Genomic DNA, 20,929 nt, shown 5'->3' with positions numbered 1-20,929 from the left:
TTGTCATCTGAGGTGAAAACGGTACTCTTTTTAAACGATTGATTTGTCTGGTTTATTAATCCAGTAAAAGGGCTTTATGACGTATACGGTAGCGTTAACCGGCGGCATCGGCAGTGGCAAAAGTACGGTTGCAGAGGCATTTTCTCGCCTCGGGGTTAACGTTATTGATGCAGATGTGATCGCCCGCCAGGTTGTTGAACCTGGAACACCCGCGCTGAAAGCCATTGCAGAACGCTTTGGATCACAAATATTGACTCCCGAAGGCGTTCTCAACCGCCGCGCATTACGCGAGCGCGTGTTTGCGCATCCGGACGACAAACACTGGCTCAACGCGCTGTTACACCCGCTTATTCAACAGGAAACCCAGCGTCAGATTGAAAAAGCCACCTCGCCTTACGTGCTCTGGGTTGTTCCACTTTTTGTTGAAAACCGGCTTTTTGATAAAGCCGATCGCGTTCTGGTGGTGGATGTCACACCGGAGACGCAGATTTTCCGCACCATGCAGCGCGATAATGTTACGCGCGAGCATGCGGAGCATATCATTGCCGCTCAGGCCTCGCGCGACGCGCGACTCGCTGCGGCCAACGACGTTATTGATAACAATGGCGCACCAGATGCGATTGCATCGGATGTTGCCCGTCTGCATGCGCATTATTTGCAGTATGCGCGTCAGGCTGTTTTACAGGAAAAATCGTAATGCACACCCACGTCCTTTTTGAACATCCTCTCAACGAAAAGATGCGTACCTGGCTGCGTATAGAATTTTTAATTCAGCAACTGGAAAGCAAGTTGCCCATTGTCGATCACGCCAGCGCCCTGCATTTTTTCCGCAATATCGGTGACCTGCTGGACGTGTTTGAGCGGGGTGAAGTCCGCACGGAACTGCTGAAAGAACTTGAGCGACAGCAGCGTAAACTGCAGGCATGGGTGGAAGTGCCGGGGGTGGATCAAAACCGCATTGACGCGCTGCGTCAGCAGTTGAAAAACAGCGGCGCGATTCTGATGACGGCTCCGCGCATGGGGCAGATACTGCGTGAAGATCGGCTGATTGGCCTTGTGCGCCAGCGGCTGAGTATTCCCGGCGGCTGCTGCAGTTTCGATCTCCCGACGCTGCATATCTGGCTGCACACTTCGCAAACCCAACGCGACGCGCAGGTACAACGCTGGATTGACAGCCTGCAACCGCTGAATCAGGCGCTGACGTTGATCCTCGATCTCATTCGCAATTCCGCCCCGTTTCGCAAGCAAACCAGCCTCAACGGTTTTTTTCAGGATAACGGCGACGATGCTGACCTTTTACGTCTGCAACTGGCGCTGGATGAGCAGCTTTATCCGCAAATTTCCGGCCATAAGAGCCGTTTTGCGATTCGTTTTTTACCGCTGGACAGTGAAAATGGCCTCGTGCCTGAGCGTCTGGATTTTGAACTGGCCTGTTGCTAAGGAGCGAGCATGTCTGAACACACTATCGTAAATTGCCCGACCTGCGGCAAAGCCGTTATCTGGAATGAACAAAGCACATACCGCCCCTTCTGTTCCAAACGTTGTCAGTTAATTGATTTGGGCGAGTGGGCGGCCGAAGAGAAAAGGATCCCCAGCAGCGGGGACCTGTCTGAAAGCGATGACTGGAGCGAGCAGCAGAACTAAGCCTGCGCGAGCAGTTTAGCAATTACCGGTTCGTTGGCAGGCGGAAACGCGTCTGCCTGCAACGCGTTCTGCGCTACCCAGCGCCCAGGTTGCCCCTCTTTTCCCCAGGGCTCGCCCTGCCAGTGTTCCACCAACCAGAACCACAGCGTAATGTGTCTGTCAGGGAACTGATATTCCAGCTTATCGAAGAACACCGGCGTTGCGGCTTCAATGCCGACTTCTTCAGCCAGCTCGCGCATGACCGCCTGTTCCGGCGTTTCGCCCTCTTCAATTTTACCGCCAGGAAACTCCCATTTGTTGGCCATATGGGCATCTGCGGCGCGCTGAGTGATGAAAATTTCACCTTGTGGATTGCGAATAATCCCCACGGCGATTTGCAGTTTTTTCATAGCGTCTTTCCATAAAAAAGGCGCAGATGTCTGCGCCTTTGTGTCTTTATCAGAAACCTTAGCTCAGACGGCCATGGCACTGTTTGTATTTTTTACCGGAACCGCACGGGCACGGATCGTTACGACCCACTTTGCGATCGCCGGTCTGTGAGGCGAGCGCCACGGCAGCTGCGGTATCGTCATCCTGATGACTCAGCTGCTGCATCTGTGCCAGACGCTCAGCTTCTTCACGACGCTGTTGCTCCATCGCTTCGACTTCTTCCGGCATGCGCACCTGTACTTTACACAGGGTGCTGATCACTTCGTATTTCAGTGATTCCAGCATCGCCGCAAACATAGAGAAGGATTCGCGCTTGTACTCCTGCTTCGGATCTTTCTGCGCGTAACCACGCAGATGGATGCCCTGACGCAGGTAGTCCATCGCTGCCAGGTGCTCTTTCCACAGGGAATCCAGCGTCTGCAGCATCACGCCTTTTTCAAAGTGACGCATCATCTCTGCGCCAACCACCTCTTCTTTGCGGTGATAAACGTCAATGGCGCTTTGCAGAATGCGCTCACGCAGCGTCTCTTCATGCAGCTCCGGCTCTTTGTCCAGCCAGTCGGAGATCGGCAGATCGAGATCGAAATCGTTTTTCAGGCGTTCCTGCAAGCCCGGGACGTCCCACATTTCTTCCAGCGACTGCGGCGGAATGTGTGCATCGATGGTGGCTTTGAAAACGTCTTCGCGAATACTGTTGATGGTTTCGCTGACGTCGGTTACGTCCAGCAATTCGTTACGCTGAGTGTAAATCGCGCGACGCTGGTCGTTGGCGACGTCATCGTATTCCAGCAGCTGTTTACGGATATCGAAGTTGCGACTTTCCACCTTACGCTGTGCGTTAGCAATGGCCTTCGTCACCCATGGGTGCTCAATTGCTTCGCCGGGTTTCATTCCCAGTTTACGCATCATGCCGGAAACACGGTCAGAGGCGAAAATACGCATCAGCGCATCTTCCATGGAGAGATAGAAACGTGAAGAACCCGCGTCCCCCTGGCGACCGGAACGGCCACGCAACTGGTTGTCGATACGACGCGATTCGTGACGCTCGGTACCGATAATGTGCAGACCACCTGCTTTCAGCACCGCTTCGTGACGAACCTGCCAGTCGGCTTTAACCTGCTCAATCTGTTCCGGTGTCGGATCTTCCAGCGCAGCCAGTTCAGCCTGCAGACTACCGCCCAGCACGATATCGGTACCACGACCCGCCATGTTGGTGGCGATGGTGACGGTTGACGGGAAGCCCGCCTGCGCCACAATCTCTGCCTCGCTGGCGTGGAATTTGGCGTTCAGGACGTTGTGCTTGATGCCCGCTTTATCGAGTTCACGTGAAACCAGTTCAGATTTTTCAATCGAGATCGTCCCCACCAGAACCGGCTGGCCGCTGGCGGTACGCTCTTTGATGTCTTCAATAATGGCCTGAATTTTTTCCGCTTCGGTCATATAGACCAGATCCGCCATGTCTTTACGGATCATCGGGCGGTTGGTCGGCACCACGACGGTATCCAGCTTATAAATAGAGCTGAATTCAAAGGCTTCAGTGTCCGCAGTACCGGTCATGCCTGCCAGTTTTTCGTACAGACGGAAGTAGTTCTGGAACGTGATAGACGCCAGCGTCTGGTTTTCGTTCTGGATCTCCACGCCTTCTTTGGCTTCAACCGCCTGGTGTAAACCATCAGACCAGCGACGGCCCTGCATGGTACGGCCGGTATGTTCGTCGACGATGATCACTTCGCCGTCTTTGACGATGTAATCCACGTCGCGGGTGAACAGCGCATGGGCGCGCAATGCGGCGGTGACGTGGTGCATCAGCATGATGTTAGCTGGCGAGTACAGGGATTCGCCTTCGTCCATAATGCCTTCGTTGACCAGCAGCTCTTCAATCAGCACCAGACCACGTTCGGTCAGGTTAACCTGACGCGCTTTCTCATCCACGGAGAAGTGACCGTCGCCCTGGAAGGTGTCGGAATCTTCTTTTTCCTGGCGAACCAGGTGCGGGATAATTTTGTTCACTTTGCGGTACAACTCGGAGCTGTCTTCCGCCGGGCCGGAGATGATCAGCGGCGTACGCGCTTCATCAATGAGAATGGAGTCGACCTCATCCACCAGCGCGTAGTGCAGTTTACGCTGTACGCGCTCTTCCGGGCTGAACGCCATGTTATCGCGCAGGTAGTCGAACCCGTATTCGTTGTTGGTACCGTAGGTGATGTCTGCCGCGTAAGCTTCGCGCTTTGCCGGAGCAGGCATGCCTGGCAGGTTGATGCCAACGGTCATACCAAGAAATTCAAACAGCGGACGGTTGTTTTCGGCGTCACGTTGCGCCAGATAGTCGTTGACCGTCACCACGTGTACGCCTTTACCAGACAGTGCGTTAAGGTACGCGGGCAGCGTCGCGGTCAGGGTTTTACCTTCACCGGTACGCATTTCAGCGATGCAGCGATCGTTCAGCACCATACCGCCCAGCAGCTGCACGTCGAAGTGACGCATGCCAAACACGCGCTTACTGGCTTCACGTACCACGGCGAACGCTTCCGGGATCAGGCTTTCAACGCTTTCACCTTTTTCCAGACGGGCGCGGAACTCGGCGGTTTTGCCCTTCAGTTCTTCATCAGAAAGCTTTTCGAATTCCGGCTCCATCGCGTTGATCTGAATAACTGCTTTGCGCATACGGCGCAGAGTACGATCGTTACGACTGCCGAAAACTTTAGTTAATAATTTGATTAGCATAATAAAATCTCAAACGCCCCGCGCTGCGGAGTCAAAAAATGTCGTTAAGGAATCCGTTTTTTTAGCTAAGGCGTTGAGGACCGGCGCGGATGCCCTGCACCTGGCTTATCCAGGCGGCAACACGGAAGGCGGAAGGAAGTGGGCTGGTATCCAGCGCAACTTGTTTAACAATGACCGGTGGTTTGCGCTCTTGCGTCAGCAGCGCACTGAGCGTGTCGAGCAGCGCCAGATGTTGCGCCTGCTGAAGCGGTGACGCCTCTTCTGCGCTCGGCAGCACCTGAGGGGCCATCGCAAAAGAGAGATGACGGATCACCGTCCGAATAGCATGCTGATGCCAGTAATCAACGGTAAACGTCGGGCGACGGTTCGCCTCCAGCAGCGCGAGCTGAGTGAAATTGACCGTCGTGGCGTTATGGTTGCTGGCGGAAGTGTTTGCGGGTGCGGTGGTCTCTGCACTTGCGTTTAGCGCAGGCAAACCGAAACTCGCCGCGACCATCCCCAACAGGAGATGCGGCCAGAAGTATCGTCTACCTAACTGTCGCCAGCGCGTCAGTATTCCGCTCACTTACGTCGTCACCTTGAATTAACCAACACCACGAGAATTTTTGCGCATAAATCTTACCATTAATAGACGAGCACAGCAGCAGGAATGAAAGATAACGCCCTGTTAAAATGGTTAATAAAACAGCGAACGCATCAAATCAGAGAGTTAGCGAAGAGAGTTATGCGCGAAAGTGACTAAACGGAATTGCAGAAATAAAAAACGACTGGTTTCCTGACCGGAGAGAGTGCCAGGTTGCCAGTCGAATTTTTAGGGGTTCAGGCTTACGCCAGAACCATTGAAGGTGCTTTGAATGCCAGCGGCAGTTCAGCTTCGTCTTCGTAGGTCACATATTCCCAGGCTTCCTGTTTTGCCAGGACGGCCTGCAGAAGTTTGTTATTCAGTGCGTGACCTGATTTGTACGCCGTAAATGCACCGATGATGTTGTGACCACACATAAACAGGTCGCCAATCGCATCAAGCATTTTGTGACGGACAAATTCGTCTTCGAAGCGAAGACCGTCTTCGTTCAGTACGCGATAATCGTCAACAACGATGGCACAATCGAAGCTACCGCCCAGGGCCAGGCCACGGGACTGCAGATATTCGATATCACGCATAAAACCGAAGGTACGTGCACGGCTGATCTGGCGCATGAACGCATCCGCAGAGAAGTTCATTGCATAGCGCTGGTTACTGGCATCAATCGCCGGATGGTTAAAATCGATGGTAAAATCCAGCGAAAAACCATTGAACGGTTTGAATTCAGCCCATTTGTCGCCATCTTCAACGCGAACGGTTTCTTTAATGCGCACAAATTTCTTGGCGCAGTTCAGTTCATCAATGCCGGCATCCAGCAACAGATAAACGAACGGTGCAGCACTGCCGTCCATGATCGGGATTTCCGGCGCATCGACTTCAACAATAATGTTGTCGATACCCAGACCCGCCAGCGCGGCGTTAAGGTGCTCAACCGTAGAAATCCGCACGTCATGCTCATTGACCAGGCAAGTACAGAGCATGGTATCACGCACAGATTTGGCATCGGCCGGAAAATCTACCGGTGGATTCAAGTCAGTGCGACGATAGATGACCCCGGTATTTGCCGGCGCAGGGCGTAACGTCAGTGTGACTTTCTTGCCGGTATGCAAACCGACGCCAGTCGCCTGAACGATACGTTTAAGAGTCCTTTGTTTGATCATCGTATAATCTCGCCAAATTAACTATCCAACCGAAGTGTACACCACATTCGGCAGGGCAGTTTAGCACAAAGAGCGCAGATTCCCAACTTCCAGCCAATTCTTAGTCAGCTTGCTTGCGCAGGAACGCCGGGATATCCAGATAGTCCGGTTCTTTCGTGGTTTGCGGCGTATTGTCGTTAACCACTTTAGCGGCCGGTTTCTGCTCTTGCGTCAACGGAGACATCCCGTGCTGCTGGTAGCGATCCATCACCGGTTGCTGCGACTGCTTGTTCGTCACCAGGGTAATTTCCGGACGTTTGTCCATACCAATACCGGTGGCAACAACGGTCACGCGCAGTTCGTCGTTCATGTCCGGATCCAGAGAAGTACCGATAACCACGGTCGCGTTATCCGAGGCAAACGCACGGATGGTGTTACCCACGGTTTCGAACTCATCCAGACGCAGGTCGAAGCCCGCCGTGATGTTGACCAGCACGCCACGCGCGCCAGACAGATCGATATCTTCCAGCAGCGGAGAAGAGATAGCCATTTCAGCCGCTTCTTCCGCACGGTCTTCACCGCTCGCCACACCAGAGCCCATCATCGCGTAGCCCATTTCGGACATCACGGTGCGCACGTCGGCGAAGTCGACGTTCATCAGCCCCGGGCGGGTAATCAGTTCCGCGATCCCCTGAACCGCGCCTTTCAGCACGTCGTTCGCCGCGCCAAACGCGTCAAGCAGGGAGATACCGCGACCCAGCACTTTCAGCAGTTTGTCGTTCGGGATGGTAATCAGAGAGTCCACGTGCTTGGACAGCTCGGTGATACCCTGCTCCGCGAATGCCATGCGCTTTTTGCCTTCAAAATTGAACGGCTTAGTCACCACAGCAACGGTCAGAATACCTAAATCTTTCGCCACTTCGGCGACAACCGGTGCAGCACCCGTACCGGTACCACCGCCCATACCTGCAGCGATGAACACCATGTCGGCGCCTTCCAGTGCCGTGCGCAGTGCTTCACGGTCTTCTTCAGCCGCATTGCGGCCCACTTCCGGGTTAGCCCCGGCGCCCAGACCTTTGGTGATGCCACCACCGATCTGAATCGTCTGGCCTACCGCGGTTTTACGTAGTGCCTGCGCGTCGGTGTTGACTGCAAAGAATTCAACACCTTCGATGCGCTCGCGCACCATGTGTTCGACAGCGTTACCGCCGCCGCCACCGACGCCGATGACTTTAATCACCGCGTCGTTGGTCAGTTCCATAGGTTCAAACATAGTTTCTCTCCGTCTTATACACTTCGCCCTTCAGGTAACCTGAACGACTGATGTATTGTGCCTGTTGTCGCCTGAGACCGCCAATTTTCTGCGCTCTCTTTAAAAAAATTAAAACTCTTTTCGCAGCCACGAGTTCAGTCGTTTGATCCACGACCCCACCGTGACGCGTTTTTCCACTTCCGCTTCACCACTCAAATGGGACTCTTTCCCGTAGTGCAGCAGGCCCACGGCCGTTGAGTAATACGGCTCCTGAGCGTAATCCGTTAAGCCAGTGATGTTCAGTGGCGCGCCAATACGCACCTGGGTATGAAACACCCGCTGAGCACAGGCGGCAAGGCCTTCAATCTGCGCCGCACCACCGGTAAGGACAATCCCCGCCGCCAGGTGATGTTTTACCCCTTGCTGGCGAAGCTGTTCCTGTAACTGCAAAATCTCTTCGTTCACCAGGTTCAGTAACTCGGTGTAACGCGGTTCGATGACTTCTGCCAGCGTCTGACGCTGCAGGCTGCGCGGTGGACGTCCGCCCACGCTCGGCACTTCGACGCTTTCGTCTTTGCCAACAATCGAACCCAGCGCGCAACCATGGCGCACTTTAATGGCTTCTGCGTCGCTGGGCGGCGTACCAAATGCATACGCGATATCGCTGGTCACCACGTTCCCTGCGTAGGGAATCACTTTGGTGTGGCGCAGCGCGCCGCCCGTATAGACGGCAATGTCCATCGTACCACCGCCAATATCGACCACGCAGACCCCTAATTCACGCTCATCTTCCGTCAGGACGGAATAGCTTGAGGCAAGTCCTGCAAAAATAAGTTGGTCAACTTTCAGGCCACAACGTTCAACGGCTTTGACAATGTTTTTTGCCATATCGTTGTGACATGTGATCAAGTGCACTTTTGCCTGCATACGCACGCCTGACAAGCCCACCGGGTTTTTAATCCCTTCCTGATAGTCGATCGCATATTCCTGCGGGATCACGTGGAGCACACGATGCTCGTCACGGACACGCACGGACTTCGCAGTATGGACGACGTTTTCAACGTCTTCCTGCGTCACTTCCTCTTCGGAAATCGGCACCATCCCGATTTCATTCTGACAGCTAATATGCTTACCCGAAAGCGCAAGATAGACAGAGGAAATCTGGCAATCCGCCATCAGTTCGGCCTGGTCAATGGCGCGCTGTACGCACTTAACCACGGATTCCAGGTCATTGACTCCGCCTTTATCCATACCGCGGGAAGGACAACTGCCTACCCCAATGATATTGACCATACCGTCGGGCAGAACTTCCCCTACTAAAGCGGCAACCTTCGCTGTGCCAATCTCCAGTCCAACTACCAGTTTTCTGTCCGTCGCCTTGATCATTGTTGTTCTGCCTGTGCCTGATTCTGTTGTTGATTAATGTCCTCAACGGGTGCAGGTTCCCAACCCACCGCCGCGCCTGAGTCATAGCGCAAATCAACGTAGCTTATCCGTTTTCCATCGGTCTGCGCCTGTTGCTGTAATACCGGATAGAGTTCAACAAAGCGCTGAAGACGTTTCATCGTGTCGCCTCGTCCCAGGTTGAGCCGAATATCGTTACTCAGCGTCAATTGCCAGGAACGGCGCGCGGTCATCGCCGCCATCTTTAGTACGAACTTCTCTTTCGCCAGCACTTGTCCCATGTCGCGATATCCCTGAAGCACTTCGCTTTCGCTGCCCTCAGGGCCGTACAACATCGGCAAATTTTGTTTACTGGTACGATCCGCCGGTACGCTGAAAGAGTTCCCTTCCGCGTCAACCATATGTTGATCATTCCAACGTGCAATAGGCACATATTCAACCAGATGAATCTTCAATTCGTCCGGCCACTGCTTTCTGACGCTCGCCTGCTTGATCCACGGCAGGCGTTCGATCTGGCTCTGAATGATATTCACGTCCTGCGTCATAAAGGTGCCAGGAGCCCCCAGCGCCAGAATCGACTGGCGAATATCATCATTGCGGGTGTAATGACGATCGCCTGTCACCACCAGCTTCGACAACGGCAACCGTTGCGCGTCTTCCATCCAGCCCAGCACCATCCAGCCACTCACTAGCACGGTACACAGCACCGCCAGCAGGAAGATGATCCCTGCCAGACGCGTTCCATTATTGCGTCGTGAAGAGGGTTCCTCTTCCCGGTTCCGCGTATTCAGCGCAGCCTGCGACATATCACCCCGCCAGGTCCAGAATCCGTACAACCAACTGCGAGAAGCTCATCCCTGCCTGACGTGCAGCCATCGGCACAAGACTATGGCTGGTCATTCCCGGCGAGGTATTGGCCTCCAGCAGATAAAACTGGCCATCATTGTCCAGCATCACGTCAATTCGACCCCAGCCACGGCAACCCAGCACATCCCATGCTTTGGCGACCAGCGACTGCATTTCTGCCTCCTGAGCCGTATCTTCTACACCAGGGCAAAAATATTTCGTCTCATCAGAGAGATACTTGGCCTCATAATCATAGAAGGTTCCCGCTGGCTGAATGCGGATTGATGGTAAAATTTCATCACCAAGCACAGCAACGGTAAATTCCGGCCCGCTCAGCCATTTTTCGATTAAAACCTCGTCATCGTGCTGAAATGCCAGCACTAACGCGTCATGCAGTTTGTCACTTTCGTTGACTTTCGACATGCCGACGCTGGAGCCTTCACGGCTCGGCTTCACAATCAGCGGCAGACCGAGCGCGGCAATTTGCTGCTCAACTTCAGCCTGTAATCCCTTAGCGAATTCAGACCGCGTCAGCGCCACCCACGGCGCGACCGGTAAGCCCGCGCCCTGCCACAGCAGCTTGCTGCGCAGCTTGTCCATTGAGATAGCTGAAGCCATCACGCCGCTACCGGTATAAGGCATGCCAATAAGTTCCAGCAAGCCCTGTAATGTTCCATCTTCACCGCCACGACCGTGCAGCGCAATAAACACTTTCTGAAAACCCATATTTTTCAGCTGGGTAACATCCACTTCACTCGGATCGATCGGATGCGCGTCCACGCCACCTTCGCGGAGTCCGGCGAGCACCGCCGCGCCAGAATTAAGCGAAACCTCACGTTCTGCAGAAGATCCACCCAGCAGAACAGCGATCTTATCAGTCATGATGCGGCTCCTCCTGGGTTTGCGGCTGCAGTTTGATTTCAGCTAAGTTACGCGCGATTTTGCCGACATTTCCCGCACCCTGAACCAGAATCAGGTCGTTGCCCGTCAGTACCGGTGCTAACATCTCGGCGACCTGCGCCGGATCGGAAACCAGAATCGGGTCAACTTTACCGCGACCGCGAATCGTCCGGCACAGCGAGCGGCTGTCCGCGCCCGGAATGGGCGCTTCGCCCGCCGGGTAAACATCCAGCATCAGCAACGCGTCAACCTGCGTCAGCACGTTGGCAAAATCGTCATACAGATCGCGCGTACGCGTGAAGCGGTGCGGCTGGAATAGCATCACCAGATTTTTGTCCGGCCAGCCTGCGCGAGCAGCTTTAATCGTTGCATCCACTTCCGTCGGGTGATGACCGTAATCATCCACCAGCATCGCCGTGCCGCTTTTACCGTTTACGTCCGTCAGCGGGAATTCGCCGAGGAAATCGAAGCGACGCCCGGTGCCCTGGAAGCTCGCCAGCGCGCGTAAAATCGCCTCATCGTCGATGCCTTCTTCCGTCGCCACGGCCACCGCGGCGGCGGCATTCAGCGCGTTGTGACGGCCTGGCGCGTTCAGCATCACGCGCAGATTCTCTTTCTCATGACGCACCAGGGTGAAATGCACCTGCGCGCCTACCTGCTGATAATCTTCCACGCGCACGTCAGCGTCATCGCTGAAACCGTAAGTGGTGATCTGACGACCCACGCGCGGCTGCAGCTCGCGAATTACCGGATCGTCCACACACATCACCGCACGACCATAAAACGGCAGGTTATGCAGGAAGTTGATAAACGTCTGCTTCAGATTCNCCGCTTCCGCAATCAGATAACGGCTGCTGCCCAGACGCGCATGCACGCCTGCGGCTTTCACCAGACCGCCATTTACGAAGGTCGGATCGAGTCCGGCTTCGGCGTAAATACTGGCCACCATCGCCGTAGTGGTGGTTTTACCGTGAGTACCGGCAATCGCGATACCGTGACGAAAACGCATCAGCTCCGCCAGCATTTCCGCATGCGGGCTTCGTGCGCCGCGACAATCTCCGGGTTATCGGCAGCGATCGCCGTCGACACAACAACCACGCTCGCATCGCGCACGTTTTCCGGGCGATGGTTGAAATAAATGGTGGCGCCCAACGCCGCCAACTGCTGCGTCACCGGATTCGGCGCCAGGTCGGAACCGCTAATCTGATAACCTTCGTTGGCCAACACTTCGGCAATACCGCCCATGCCAGCACCGCCAATGCCGACAAAGTGGATGTGCCGGACGCGACGCATCTCGGGCACAATGGAACGCAGTTTCGCCAGTTGTTGTGTATTCATTCTTTAAACGCCATCAACTTCTTCAAAATTCATGCAGCGCAACACGCGCTGCGAGGGTTAAGCCTGAGCTGCCAGGCTTACTTCTTTCGCTTCAGCCATCTCCAGCAATGTCTTTCTGCCCCAGCCGGCAAGCGTGGTCGCCACCGCGTCCACCGTAAACTGCGGCTGTTCGAAAATCTTCGCGGCGCCCGCTTTTTCCAGCGGCAGCGCATTCCAGTACTGCTGTCGGTCTTTGTGCTGGAACGGCACAAACAGCGCCGGGAGCCCTGCGGCGGCGATTTCGCTCACCGTCAGCGCGCCAGAACGGCACACCACCACATCTGCCCAGGCATAGGCGGCGGCCATGTCATCGATAAATTCAGTGACCTTATGCTGCGGTTGCCCTGCGTCGGCATAGGCCTGCTCAACGGTCTGCTGCGCGCCTTTNCATCGGCATTCGGGAAAGCGCCAGGAAACGCCTGCATCACTTTTTTGGCGATTTTCGCCAGCCATTTGTTGGTCAGGCCAGCAATGCCATTTTGTTCGTGCAGGACAACCGGAATGCCCAACGACCACGCTGCCAGACCGCCCGGGCCAGAGACGTATCCGCCCATGCCCAGCACCACGTCGGGTTTAAAGCGTTTCATGATCGCACGTGCCTGTCGCCAGGCATTGAAAATGCGGACCGGAGCCAGGAGCTGCGCTTTAATGCCCTTCCCGCGCAGGCCGGAAATACGGATAAAATCGATCCCGATACCGTGTTTAGGCACCAAATCCGCTTCCATACGGTCAGCGGTTCCCAGCCAGCGCACCTGCCAGCCTTCATCCATTAAATGGTGCGCGACCGCCAGCCCCGGGAACACGTGCCCGCCGGTACCGCCCGCCATCACCATTAACCGCTTCGCCTGACCACTCATCGAACACCCCGCGTAAACGCCTGAGCCTTTTCCAGACGCGTTTCATAATCAATGCGCAGCAAAAACATGATTGCTGTCGACATAATCAACAAACTCGAACCACCGTAACTGATCAGCGGCAGCGTCAGCCCTTTGGTCGGCAGCATGCCTGCGGCTGCACCGACGTTCACTAACGCCTGAAAACTGAACCAGATACCGATAGAACAGGCGAGGAAACCCGCAAAACGTTGGTTAATCTCCAGTGCTTTTCGCCCAATCGACATAGCACGAAAAGCGACGAAGAATACCATTAAAAGTGCCAGTACCACACCGATATAACCTAATTCCTCACCAATAATGGCGAAGATGAAGTCGGTATGCGCTTCCGGCAGATACTCCAGTTTCTGTACGGAGTTCCCCAACCCCTGCCCCCACATTTCGCCGCGGCCAAAGGCCATGAGCGACTGAGTGAGCTGATAACCGCTGCCGAACGGATCTTCCCACGGGTTCCAGAAGGAGGTCACGCGGCGGATACGATACGGCTCGGCGAGGATCAGCAGCACCACCGCTGAAATCCCCATGCCGATGATGGCAATGAACTGCCACAGCTTGGCGCCTGCAAGGAACAGCATTGCCAGGGTGGTGACAAACAGCACCACCACGGTGCCGAGGTCCGGCTGCGCCAGCAGCAGAATGGCCAGCACAAAAATCACCCCCATCGGTTTCAGGAAGCCGCGAAGGTTGTTACGCACTTCGTCAGCCTTCCGCACCAGATAGTTGGCGATATAGCAAAACAGCGACAGCTTGGTAAATTCCGCGGGCTGAATACGCAGCGGGCCAATCGCGATCCAGCGCGACGCCCCGTTAACCGAGCTTCCCACCACCAGTACGATAAGCAGCATGACAATCGAAATAATGAGCATGGTCGTACTGTGACGCTGCCAGAAATCCATCGGCAGACGCAGGGTAATCAGCCCCAGACACAGCGCCAGGATCAGGTACAGGCCATCACGTTTGGCAAACAGGAACGGATCGTTCGCCAGACGTTGCCCCACCGGCATCGAGGCCGAGGTCACCATGATGAAGCCGATAGCCCCGAGGCCCAGCGTCAGCCACAGCAGCGTACGGTCGTACATCACCAGGCTGTCGGTGTCTTTCTGCCGCGAGCCCATCACCCAACCTTTCAACGCGTTGAATACCCAGACCAGAATTCCTGATCCAGGCAGTCGCGGCATTCTCAGGCGAGGGAGAGATAAGCGCATCAGCCTAACTCCTTCGCCAGACGCGTAAAGACATCGCCACGCTGCTCAAAATTCTTGAACTGATCGAGGCTGGCGCAGGCCGGCGACAGCAATACCATGTCACCCGCTTTCACCTGCGGCGCGATCAGACGCATCGCCTGTTCCATGGTGTCGGTTTGCGTTGCCACCTCAGGGCGCAGTGCCGCCAGCTCGCCGCCATCGCGACCAAAGCAGTAGAGACGAACGTTATTACCGCCCAGATATTGCTTCAGCGCACTGAAATCGGCGGATTTGCCGTCGCCACCCAGCAGCAGATACAGCGTACCGTCAACATGCAGACCGTTCAGCGCCGCTTCGGTGCTGCCGACGTTGGTCGCTTTCGAGTCGTTAATCCAGCGCACGCCGTTGTGATCCAGCGCCAGCTGGAAACGGTGCGGCAGACCGGTAAAGGTCGTCAGCGCTTTCAGGCTGCTGGCGCGCGGTAACCCGACGGCATCCGCCAGCGCCAGCGCAGCCAGCGCGTTGCTGTAGTTATGCTGCCCGGAGAGCTTCATCTCTTTGACGTTCAGCACTTTCTCACCCTTCACCCGCAGCCAGGTTTCGCCCTGCTGGCGGTTCAGGTGATAGTCGCCCATGTTGACGCCAAAACTGACGCAACGCTCATCGGCGCCGCGTACCGGCATGGTCAGCGCGTCGTCCGCGTTCACCACGCAGACTTTGGCATTTTCATAGACGCGTAATTTAGCCGCGCGGTACTGCTGCAGACCTAACGGATAACGATCCATATGATCTTCAGTCACGTTCAGAATGGTCGCCGCAGCCGCCTGCAAACTGGTGGTGGTTTCCAGCTGGAAGCTGGAAAGTTCCAGCACGTACAGTTCACGAGTCACATCCAGCAGCATCAGCGCGGGCAGACCAATATTGCCGCCCACGCCAACGTTCACACCCGCAGCTTTCGCCATTTCGCCAACCAGCGTCGTGACGGTGCTCTTGCCGTTCGAACCGGTGATCGCCACGATCGGCGCCTGTGCTTCGCGGCAGAACAGCTCAATATCACCGACGATCTCCACACCGGCATCCGCCGCCGCGCTCAAAGAAGGATGCGCGAGTGCGATCCCCGGGCTTGCCACGATCAGATCGGCGTTCATCAACCAGCTGTCGTTCAGGCTGCCGGTATGATGTTCAACCTCTTCCGGCAGTTTATCGAGACCAGGCGGCGTCATGCGGGTATCCATGACGCGCGGCGTGACGCCACGCGCGAGGAAGAAATCGACGCAGGAAAGTCCGGTCAATCCGAGACCGATAATGACGACTTTTTTACCCTGGTAATCTGCCATGATTAACGTACCTTCAGCGTTGCCAGGCCAATCAGGACCAGCATCAGCGAAATAATCCAGAAGCGCACGATGACGCGCGGTTCTGGCCAGCCTTTCAGTTCATAGTGGTGGTGAATTGGCGCCATTCGGAAGATGCGCTGACCGCGCAGCTTAAAGGAACCAACCTGCAGGATCACCGACAGGGTTTCCACCACAAACACACCGCCCATAATCACCAGCAGGAACTCCTGACGCAGCAGCACGGCGATAATACCCAGCGCGCCGCCCAGTGCCAGTGAACCCACATCGCCCATGAAAACCTGGGCCGGGTAGGTGTTAAACCACAAAAATCCTAAACCTGCGCCGACAATCGCCGTGCAGACAATCACCAGCTCACCCGCATGGCGTAAATACGGAATGTGCAGATAGCTGGCGAAATTCATGTTACCGGTCGCCCACGCCACCAGCGCAAAGCCGCCCGCGACAAACACGGTTGGCATAATCGCCAGCCCGTCGAGGCCATCGGTCAGGTTGACGGCGTTACCGGTACCGACGATGACAAAATAAGCCAGCAGAACGTAAAACAGCCCCAGTTGAGGCATCACGTCTTTAAAGAACGGCACCACCAGCTCGGTGGCTGGTGTGTCTTTACCGGCGAGGTACAGTGCGAACGCTACGCCCAGCGCAATCACCGACATCCAGAAATATTTCCAGCGCGCAATGAGCCCTTTGGTGTCTTTGCGCACCACTTTGCGGTAGTCATCGACAAACCCGATGATGCCGTAGCCGATCAGCACCACCAGCACGCACCAGACGTACGGGTTAGACGGATAAGCCCACAGCAGCACCGACACCACAATCGCGGTGAGGATCATAATCCCGCCCATGGTGGGCGTACCGCGTTTACTGAAGTGTGATTCCGGACCATCGTTACGCACAACCTGGCCAAAAGAGAGTTTTTGCAGACGGGCAATCATGCGCGGGCCCATCCACAACGAGATGAACAGCGCAGTCAGCAGGCTGACGATGGCGCGAAACGTCAGATAAGAAAAGACGTTAAAGCCGGAATAATATTTGACCAAATGTTCGGCCAGCCACACTAACATGTCCCGTTCTCCTGTAATGCGCGTACTACCTCTTCCATGGCGGCACTACGTGAACCCTTCACTAAAATAGTTATCATTTGTTTTTCTTCTACGACGTCACGAAGACGGGCAATTAACGACGCCTTGTCGGCAAAATGTTCGCCCACACAGCTGGCCGCACTGATAGCCTGGCTCAGTTTGCCCACGCTCAGCACGCTGTCGAGACCGGCAGCTTTTGCCGCTTCACCGACCTGAACGTGGCAGGCGTCGCTTTCAGCGCCCAGTTCTGCCATATCGCCCACCACCAGCACGCGGTAGCCCGGCATTTCCGACAGCACCTGTACCGCAGCGGTCATCGAGCCGACGTTAGCGTTATAGGAGTCATCCAGCAGCAGCTTGTTCTCGGCCAGCGGGATCGGGAACAGACGCCCCGGCACCGACGTTAAACTTGCCAGCCCCGCTTTTACCGCCTGGAGATCGGCACCCANTGGCGGTAAAGTCGCTGTTCGCCGCATTCGGGGAAAAACGCCAGACTTTACGACTGCCAATCACGCTCTGCCAGTTCAGCCAGTCATTGTTATCGGCATTCATAATGGCGATGCCGTTTTCTGACAGACCGGTATAAATCTCACCTTTCGCTTTTGCCACACCGGCCAGCGAACCAAATCCTTCCAGATGCGCCGCCGCCAGGTTGTTGACCAGTGCCGCTTCCGGGCGAGTCAGCCCCACGGTCCAGGCGATTTCACCCTGGTGGTTTGCTCCCAGTTCAATCACCGCAAACTGGTGCGCTTTTGTCAGACGCAACAAGGTCATCGGCACGCCGATGTCATTATTGAGGTTTCCGGCGGTATAAAGCGTATTTCCGCACTGATTGAGAATGGCCGCCGTCATCTCTTTCACGGAGGTTTTGCCGGACGAGCCGGTCAGCGCCACCACGCGCGCCGGTACGTTCTGGCGCACCCAGGCGCCCAGTTCGCCAAACGCCAGGCGGGTATCTTTCACCACCACCTGCGGCAAATCACAGTCCAGTTTACGGCTGACCAGCAAGGCGCCGGCACCGCCCGCTTTCGCCTGATCGGCAAAATCGTGGGCGTCAAATCGCTCGCCTTTCAGCGCCACAAACAGGCAGCCTGCCGTCAGCTGGCGCGTATCGGTGGTCACGGCGTCGATCGTCAGATCCTGCCCGTGCAGTTCGCCGCGTAAAACATCGGCCAGTTGGCGTAGCGTCACGCAACTCCCAGCAGACGCGCCGCCGTAACACGGTCGGAGTAATCCAGACGACGGGTACCGACGATTTGATAATCTTCATGGCCTTTACCGGCAACCAGCACCACATCGTTCTCTTTAGCCTGCATGATGGCGTTGGTGACGGCTTCCGCGCGGCCCTCTTTGACCATCGCGCGCCCGGCATCAACCATGCCAGCCAGAATATCGTTGATGATCGCCCGCGGCTCTTCGGTGCGCGGGTTATCATCGGTCACCACCACGATATCGGCGAACTGTTCGGCAATTGCGCCCATTAATGGACGCTTGCCTTTGTCGCGATCGCCGCCGCAGCCAAAGACGCACCACAGCTTACCTGTGCAGTGCAGACGCGCCGCTTCCAGCGCTTTTTCCAGCGCATCCGGCGTGTGGGCGTANNCCCAGCCAGCGGCGGCCCACGTCGTCATCGGCGTTGATGATCGCCTGACCCGCATGGTGGGTCGAATAGAGCGTCCATTTCGCCGCTTCGTAATGTTCCATGTCGCCGTGATAATCGAGATGGTCACGGCTCAGGTTGGTAAACACCGAGGCGGCAAATTTCAGCGCCGCCACGCGATGCTGTACCAGACCGTGGGACGAGACTTCCATCGCGGCAAAGGTTGCCCCCTGCCCTGCCAGACCTGACAGCACGTGCTGCACATCGACGGCGGACCCGGTGGTGTTCTCTGTCGGGATCGCTTTGCCCAACAGACCATTGCCGACCGTGCCCATCACCGCGCTGGTTTCGCCCAGCAGTTGCGCCCACTGCGCCAGAAGCTGCGTTGTCGTGGTTTTTCCGTTAGTGCCGGTCACGCCGACAAGACGCAGACGATCGGAAGGCTCGTGGTAAAAACGTCCGGCAAGCGCGGATAAGCGCTCGTTTAACTGGCTGAGGTAGATAACCGGTACACCGTGCATTTCACGGATTTCGCCATCGGCGGCTTCATCTTTTGCCTCAGCAATAATGGCAGCAACACCTTGCGCAATCGCCTGCGGGATATATCGACGCCCGTCCGCCTGATGACCCAACACCGCAACGAAGAGATCGCCCGAAGCCGCCACACGGCTGTCGAGCGTCATCTCTCGCAGTGCTCGCTCCGGTGCGCCTGGCACCCACGGAGCAAGAAGGTCGCGCAAATTACGATCTGCCACCTGTTCCCTCGCCTTGATTAATCACAAATTCACTTTTCTCGCCTGTTGCCAGCGCATCCGGCTCGATGTTCATGGTGCGCAACACGCCGCCCATGATGGCACCGAACACCGGCGCGGAAACGGCGCCACCGTAGTATTTACCTGCCTGTGGATCGTTGATCACCACGACCAGCGCAAAGCGCGGCTGGCTCGCTGGCGCAACGCCCGCGGTGTAAGCAATATATTTGTTGATGTAGCGGCCATCAGGCCCTACTTTCTTCGCCGTACCGGTTTTAATCGCGATGCGATAGCCTTTGATCGCCGCTTTCACGCCACCGCCGCCGGGCAGTGCCACACTTTCCATCATGTGAACGACGGTACGAACGAGCGGTTCCGGGAAGACACGCTCACCCGGAACCGGAGGATCAACCTTGGTAATCGACAGCGGGCGGTAGATGCCATAGCTGCCGATGGTTGCGTAGACTCGCGCTAACTGTAACGGGGTTACCATTAGCCCATAGCCGAAAGAGAAGGTGGCCCTCTCTATGTCAGACCACCGTTGTTTTTGAGGATATAAGCCACTGCGTTCTCCGACCAACCCCAAATTGGTCGCCTTTCCCAGCCCAAAACGTGAGTAAGTATCTACTAACGCTGAGGACGGCATCGCTAACGCCAGTTTGGAGACACCGACGTTACTCGACTTCTGTAATACCCCGGTCAGGGTCAATTCGCTGTAGCGCGCCACGTCTTTGATTTCGTGGCCGTTAATTCGGTATGGAATCGTGTTCAGGACGCTGTTTTCATTGACGATGCCACGCTGCAGCGCCGTCATGACCACCATCGGTTTCACCGTCGAACCCGGTTCGAACACATCGGTGATGGCCCGGTTACGCATTGCGTCTTTCGCCGTACCGGTAAAGTTGTTCGGGTTATACGACGGGCTGTTGGCCATCGCCAGCACTTCGCCGGTGTTGACGTCCACCAGCACCGCGCTGCCGGACTCCGCTTTGTTGAAAGCCACGGCGTTGTTCAGCTCACGGTAAACCAGCGCCTGCAGGCGCTCATCAATGCTCAACGCCAGGTTGTGTGCGGCCTGGCTGTCAGTAGAGGAGATATCTTCAATGACGCGCCCGTAGCGGTCTTTACGCACGATACGCTCGCCCGGCTGGCCGGTCAGCCATTTATCGAAACTTTTCTCGACGCCTTCAATCCCCTGGCTGTCGACGTTGGTGAAGCCGATGAGGTGAGCGGTCACTTCGCCTGAAGGATAATAGCGGCGAGATTCTTCACGCAGATGAATCCCCGGCAGCTTCAGTTTTTTGATGTAATCCGCCATGTCCGGGTTAACCTGACGCGCGAGGTAGATGAAGCGCCCTTTCGGATTTGCATTTACGCGCGACGCCAGCTGATCGAGCGGAATTTTCAGCGCATCCGCGAGTGCCTTCCAGCGGTTATCGAGGCTAATGCCGCCAGCGTCATGTAATTCTTTGGGATCGGCCCAGATCGCCTTCACCGGCACGCTGACCGCCAACGGGCGACCGGAGCGGTCGGTGATCATGCCGCGGGAGGTCGCAACTTCCTGAACACGCAGGGAGCGCATATCGCCCTGACGTACCAGCATGTCAGGATTGACGATCTGCAACCAGGCCACGCGACCCAGCAGAAAAGCCAGCGCCAGCAGGATACAACCGCAAAGCAACGCAAAACGCCAACTGATAAAGTTGGCCTGTTCTTCCTGACGTTTTGGTTTTAGCGTCTTTGCCGCTGCTTTCATGCGTCG

15 protein-coding genes and 4 pseudogenes are annotated in these 20,929 nt (G+C 56.1%); 3 read left to right on the top strand and 16 right to left on the bottom strand.

What is annotated here, in order from left to right:
* Positions 1 to 76: 76 nt before the first annotated feature.
* Genes coaE through yacG form a run of 3 tightly spaced genes read left to right on the top strand, consistent with a single transcriptional unit; the run spans position 77 to position 1,644 of the window.
* Positions 77 to 697, top strand: a complete 621-nt coding sequence (coaE, locus tag GM30_RS18640; RefSeq protein WP_049849843.1) for a dephospho-CoA kinase — start codon at positions 77 to 79, stop codon at positions 695 to 697.
* The gene (zapD, locus tag GM30_RS18635; protein WP_049849842.1) at positions 697 to 1,440 is read left to right on the top strand and encodes a cell division protein ZapD; all 744 of its coding nucleotides are present in this window, start codon (positions 697 to 699) and stop codon (positions 1,438 to 1,440) included. Before coaE ends, zapD begins: the two co-directional genes overlap by 1 nt.
* Positions 1,441 to 1,449: 9 nt before the next feature.
* Positions 1,450 to 1,644, top strand: a complete 195-nt coding sequence (gene yacG, locus GM30_RS18630; RefSeq protein WP_049849841.1) for a DNA gyrase inhibitor YacG — start codon at positions 1,450 to 1,452, stop codon at positions 1,642 to 1,644.
* On the opposite strand, the gene mutT is transcribed toward yacG, so the two are convergent.
* The 16 genes and pseudogenes from mutT to ftsI form a co-directional block, all read right to left on the bottom strand.
* Positions 1,641 to 2,033 (bottom strand): 8-oxo-dGTP diphosphatase MutT, encoded by a 393-nt coding sequence (gene mutT / locus GM30_RS18625; protein WP_049849840.1) that lies wholly within the window; start codon positions 2,031 to 2,033, stop codon positions 1,641 to 1,643. The genes yacG and mutT overlap by 4 nt on opposite strands.
* 58 nt (positions 2,034 to 2,091) lie before the next feature.
* Positions 2,092 to 4,797 (bottom strand): preprotein translocase subunit SecA, encoded by a 2,706-nt coding sequence (gene secA / locus GM30_RS18620; protein WP_049849839.1) that lies wholly within the window; start codon positions 4,795 to 4,797, stop codon positions 2,092 to 2,094.
* A 61-nt stretch (positions 4,798 to 4,858) separates the two neighbouring features.
* Positions 4,859 to 5,362: a secA translation cis-regulator SecM gene (gene secM / locus GM30_RS18615; RefSeq protein ID WP_072094171.1), complete on the bottom strand. Its 504-nt coding sequence runs from the start codon at positions 5,360 to 5,362 to the stop codon at positions 4,859 to 4,861.
* Between the two features lie 260 nt (positions 5,363 to 5,622).
* Positions 5,623 to 6,540 carry a UDP-3-O-acyl-N-acetylglucosamine deacetylase gene (lpxC, locus tag GM30_RS18610; RefSeq protein ID WP_038155623.1) on the bottom strand — a complete coding sequence of 306 codons (918 nt, stop codon included), beginning with the start codon at positions 6,538 to 6,540 and terminating at the stop codon, positions 5,623 to 5,625.
* Positions 6,541 to 6,640: 100 nt separating this feature from the next.
* Complete coding sequence (gene ftsZ / locus GM30_RS18605; RefSeq protein ID WP_038155625.1) at positions 6,641 to 7,792, bottom strand: cell division protein FtsZ; 1,152 nt, start codon at positions 7,790 to 7,792, stop codon at positions 6,641 to 6,643.
* 108 nt (positions 7,793 to 7,900) lie between these two features.
* Positions 7,901 to 9,157, bottom strand: a complete 1,257-nt coding sequence (gene ftsA / locus GM30_RS18600; RefSeq protein ID WP_049849838.1) for a cell division protein FtsA — start codon at positions 9,155 to 9,157, stop codon at positions 7,901 to 7,903.
* The gene (gene ftsQ, locus GM30_RS18595; RefSeq protein WP_049849837.1) at positions 9,154 to 9,981 is read right to left on the bottom strand and encodes a cell division protein FtsQ; all 828 of its coding nucleotides are present in this window, start codon (positions 9,979 to 9,981) and stop codon (positions 9,154 to 9,156) included. The genes ftsA and ftsQ overlap by 4 nt, the downstream gene beginning before the upstream one ends.
* Before the next feature lies 1 nt (position 9,982).
* Positions 9,983 to 10,903 carry a D-alanine--D-alanine ligase gene (locus tag GM30_RS18590; RefSeq protein ID WP_049849836.1) on the bottom strand — a complete coding sequence of 307 codons (921 nt, stop codon included), beginning with the start codon at positions 10,901 to 10,903 and terminating at the stop codon, positions 9,983 to 9,985.
* Positions 10,896 to 12,259 (bottom strand): annotated as a pseudogene (locus GM30_RS18585) (UDP-N-acetylmuramate--L-alanine ligase). Before GM30_RS18585 ends, GM30_RS18590 begins: the two are co-directional and overlap by 8 nt.
* Before the next feature lie 57 nt (positions 12,260 to 12,316).
* Positions 12,317 to 13,155 (bottom strand): annotated as a pseudogene (locus tag GM30_RS18580) (UDP-N-acetylglucosamine--N-acetylmuramyl-(pentapeptide) pyrophosphoryl-undecaprenol N-acetylglucosamine transferase).
* Positions 13,152 to 14,396, bottom strand: a complete 1,245-nt coding sequence (gene ftsW / locus GM30_RS18575) for a cell division protein FtsW (protein WP_049849835.1) — start codon at positions 14,394 to 14,396, stop codon at positions 13,152 to 13,154. The pseudogene GM30_RS18580 and the gene ftsW overlap by 4 nt, the downstream one beginning before the upstream one ends.
* Positions 14,396 to 15,712 carry a UDP-N-acetylmuramoyl-L-alanine--D-glutamate ligase gene (gene murD / locus GM30_RS18570; protein ID WP_049849834.1) on the bottom strand — a complete coding sequence of 439 codons (1,317 nt, stop codon included), beginning with the start codon at positions 15,710 to 15,712 and terminating at the stop codon, positions 14,396 to 14,398. The genes ftsW and murD overlap by 1 nt, the downstream gene beginning before the upstream one ends.
* A gap of 2 nt (positions 15,713 to 15,714) precedes the next feature.
* Positions 15,715 to 16,797 carry a phospho-N-acetylmuramoyl-pentapeptide-transferase gene (gene mraY, locus GM30_RS18565; RefSeq protein ID WP_049849833.1) on the bottom strand — a complete coding sequence of 361 codons (1,083 nt, stop codon included), beginning with the start codon at positions 16,795 to 16,797 and terminating at the stop codon, positions 15,715 to 15,717.
* Positions 16,791 to 18,006, bottom strand: a pseudogene (locus tag GM30_RS18560) (Mur ligase family protein). The gene mraY and the pseudogene GM30_RS18560 overlap by 7 nt, the downstream one beginning before the upstream one ends.
* Positions 18,003 to 19,170 (bottom strand): annotated as a pseudogene (locus tag GM30_RS18555) (UDP-N-acetylmuramoyl-L-alanyl-D-glutamate--2,6-diaminopimelate ligase). Before GM30_RS18555 ends, GM30_RS18560 begins: the two co-directional pseudogenes overlap by 4 nt.
* A complete protein-coding gene (gene ftsI, locus GM30_RS18550; protein ID WP_049849832.1) occupies positions 19,157 to 20,923 on the bottom strand; it encodes a peptidoglycan glycosyltransferase FtsI in 1,767 nt (588 codons plus the stop codon). The pseudogene GM30_RS18555 and the gene ftsI overlap by 14 nt, the downstream one beginning before the upstream one ends.
* Positions 20,924 to 20,929: the final 6 nt, after the last annotated feature.

Source organism: Trabulsiella odontotermitis (assembly GCF_001188485.1).
Classification (GTDB): Bacteria; Pseudomonadota; Gammaproteobacteria; order Enterobacterales; family Enterobacteriaceae; genus Trabulsiella; species Trabulsiella odontotermitis_A.
This window is presented reverse-complemented; position numbering and strand designations above follow the sequence as displayed.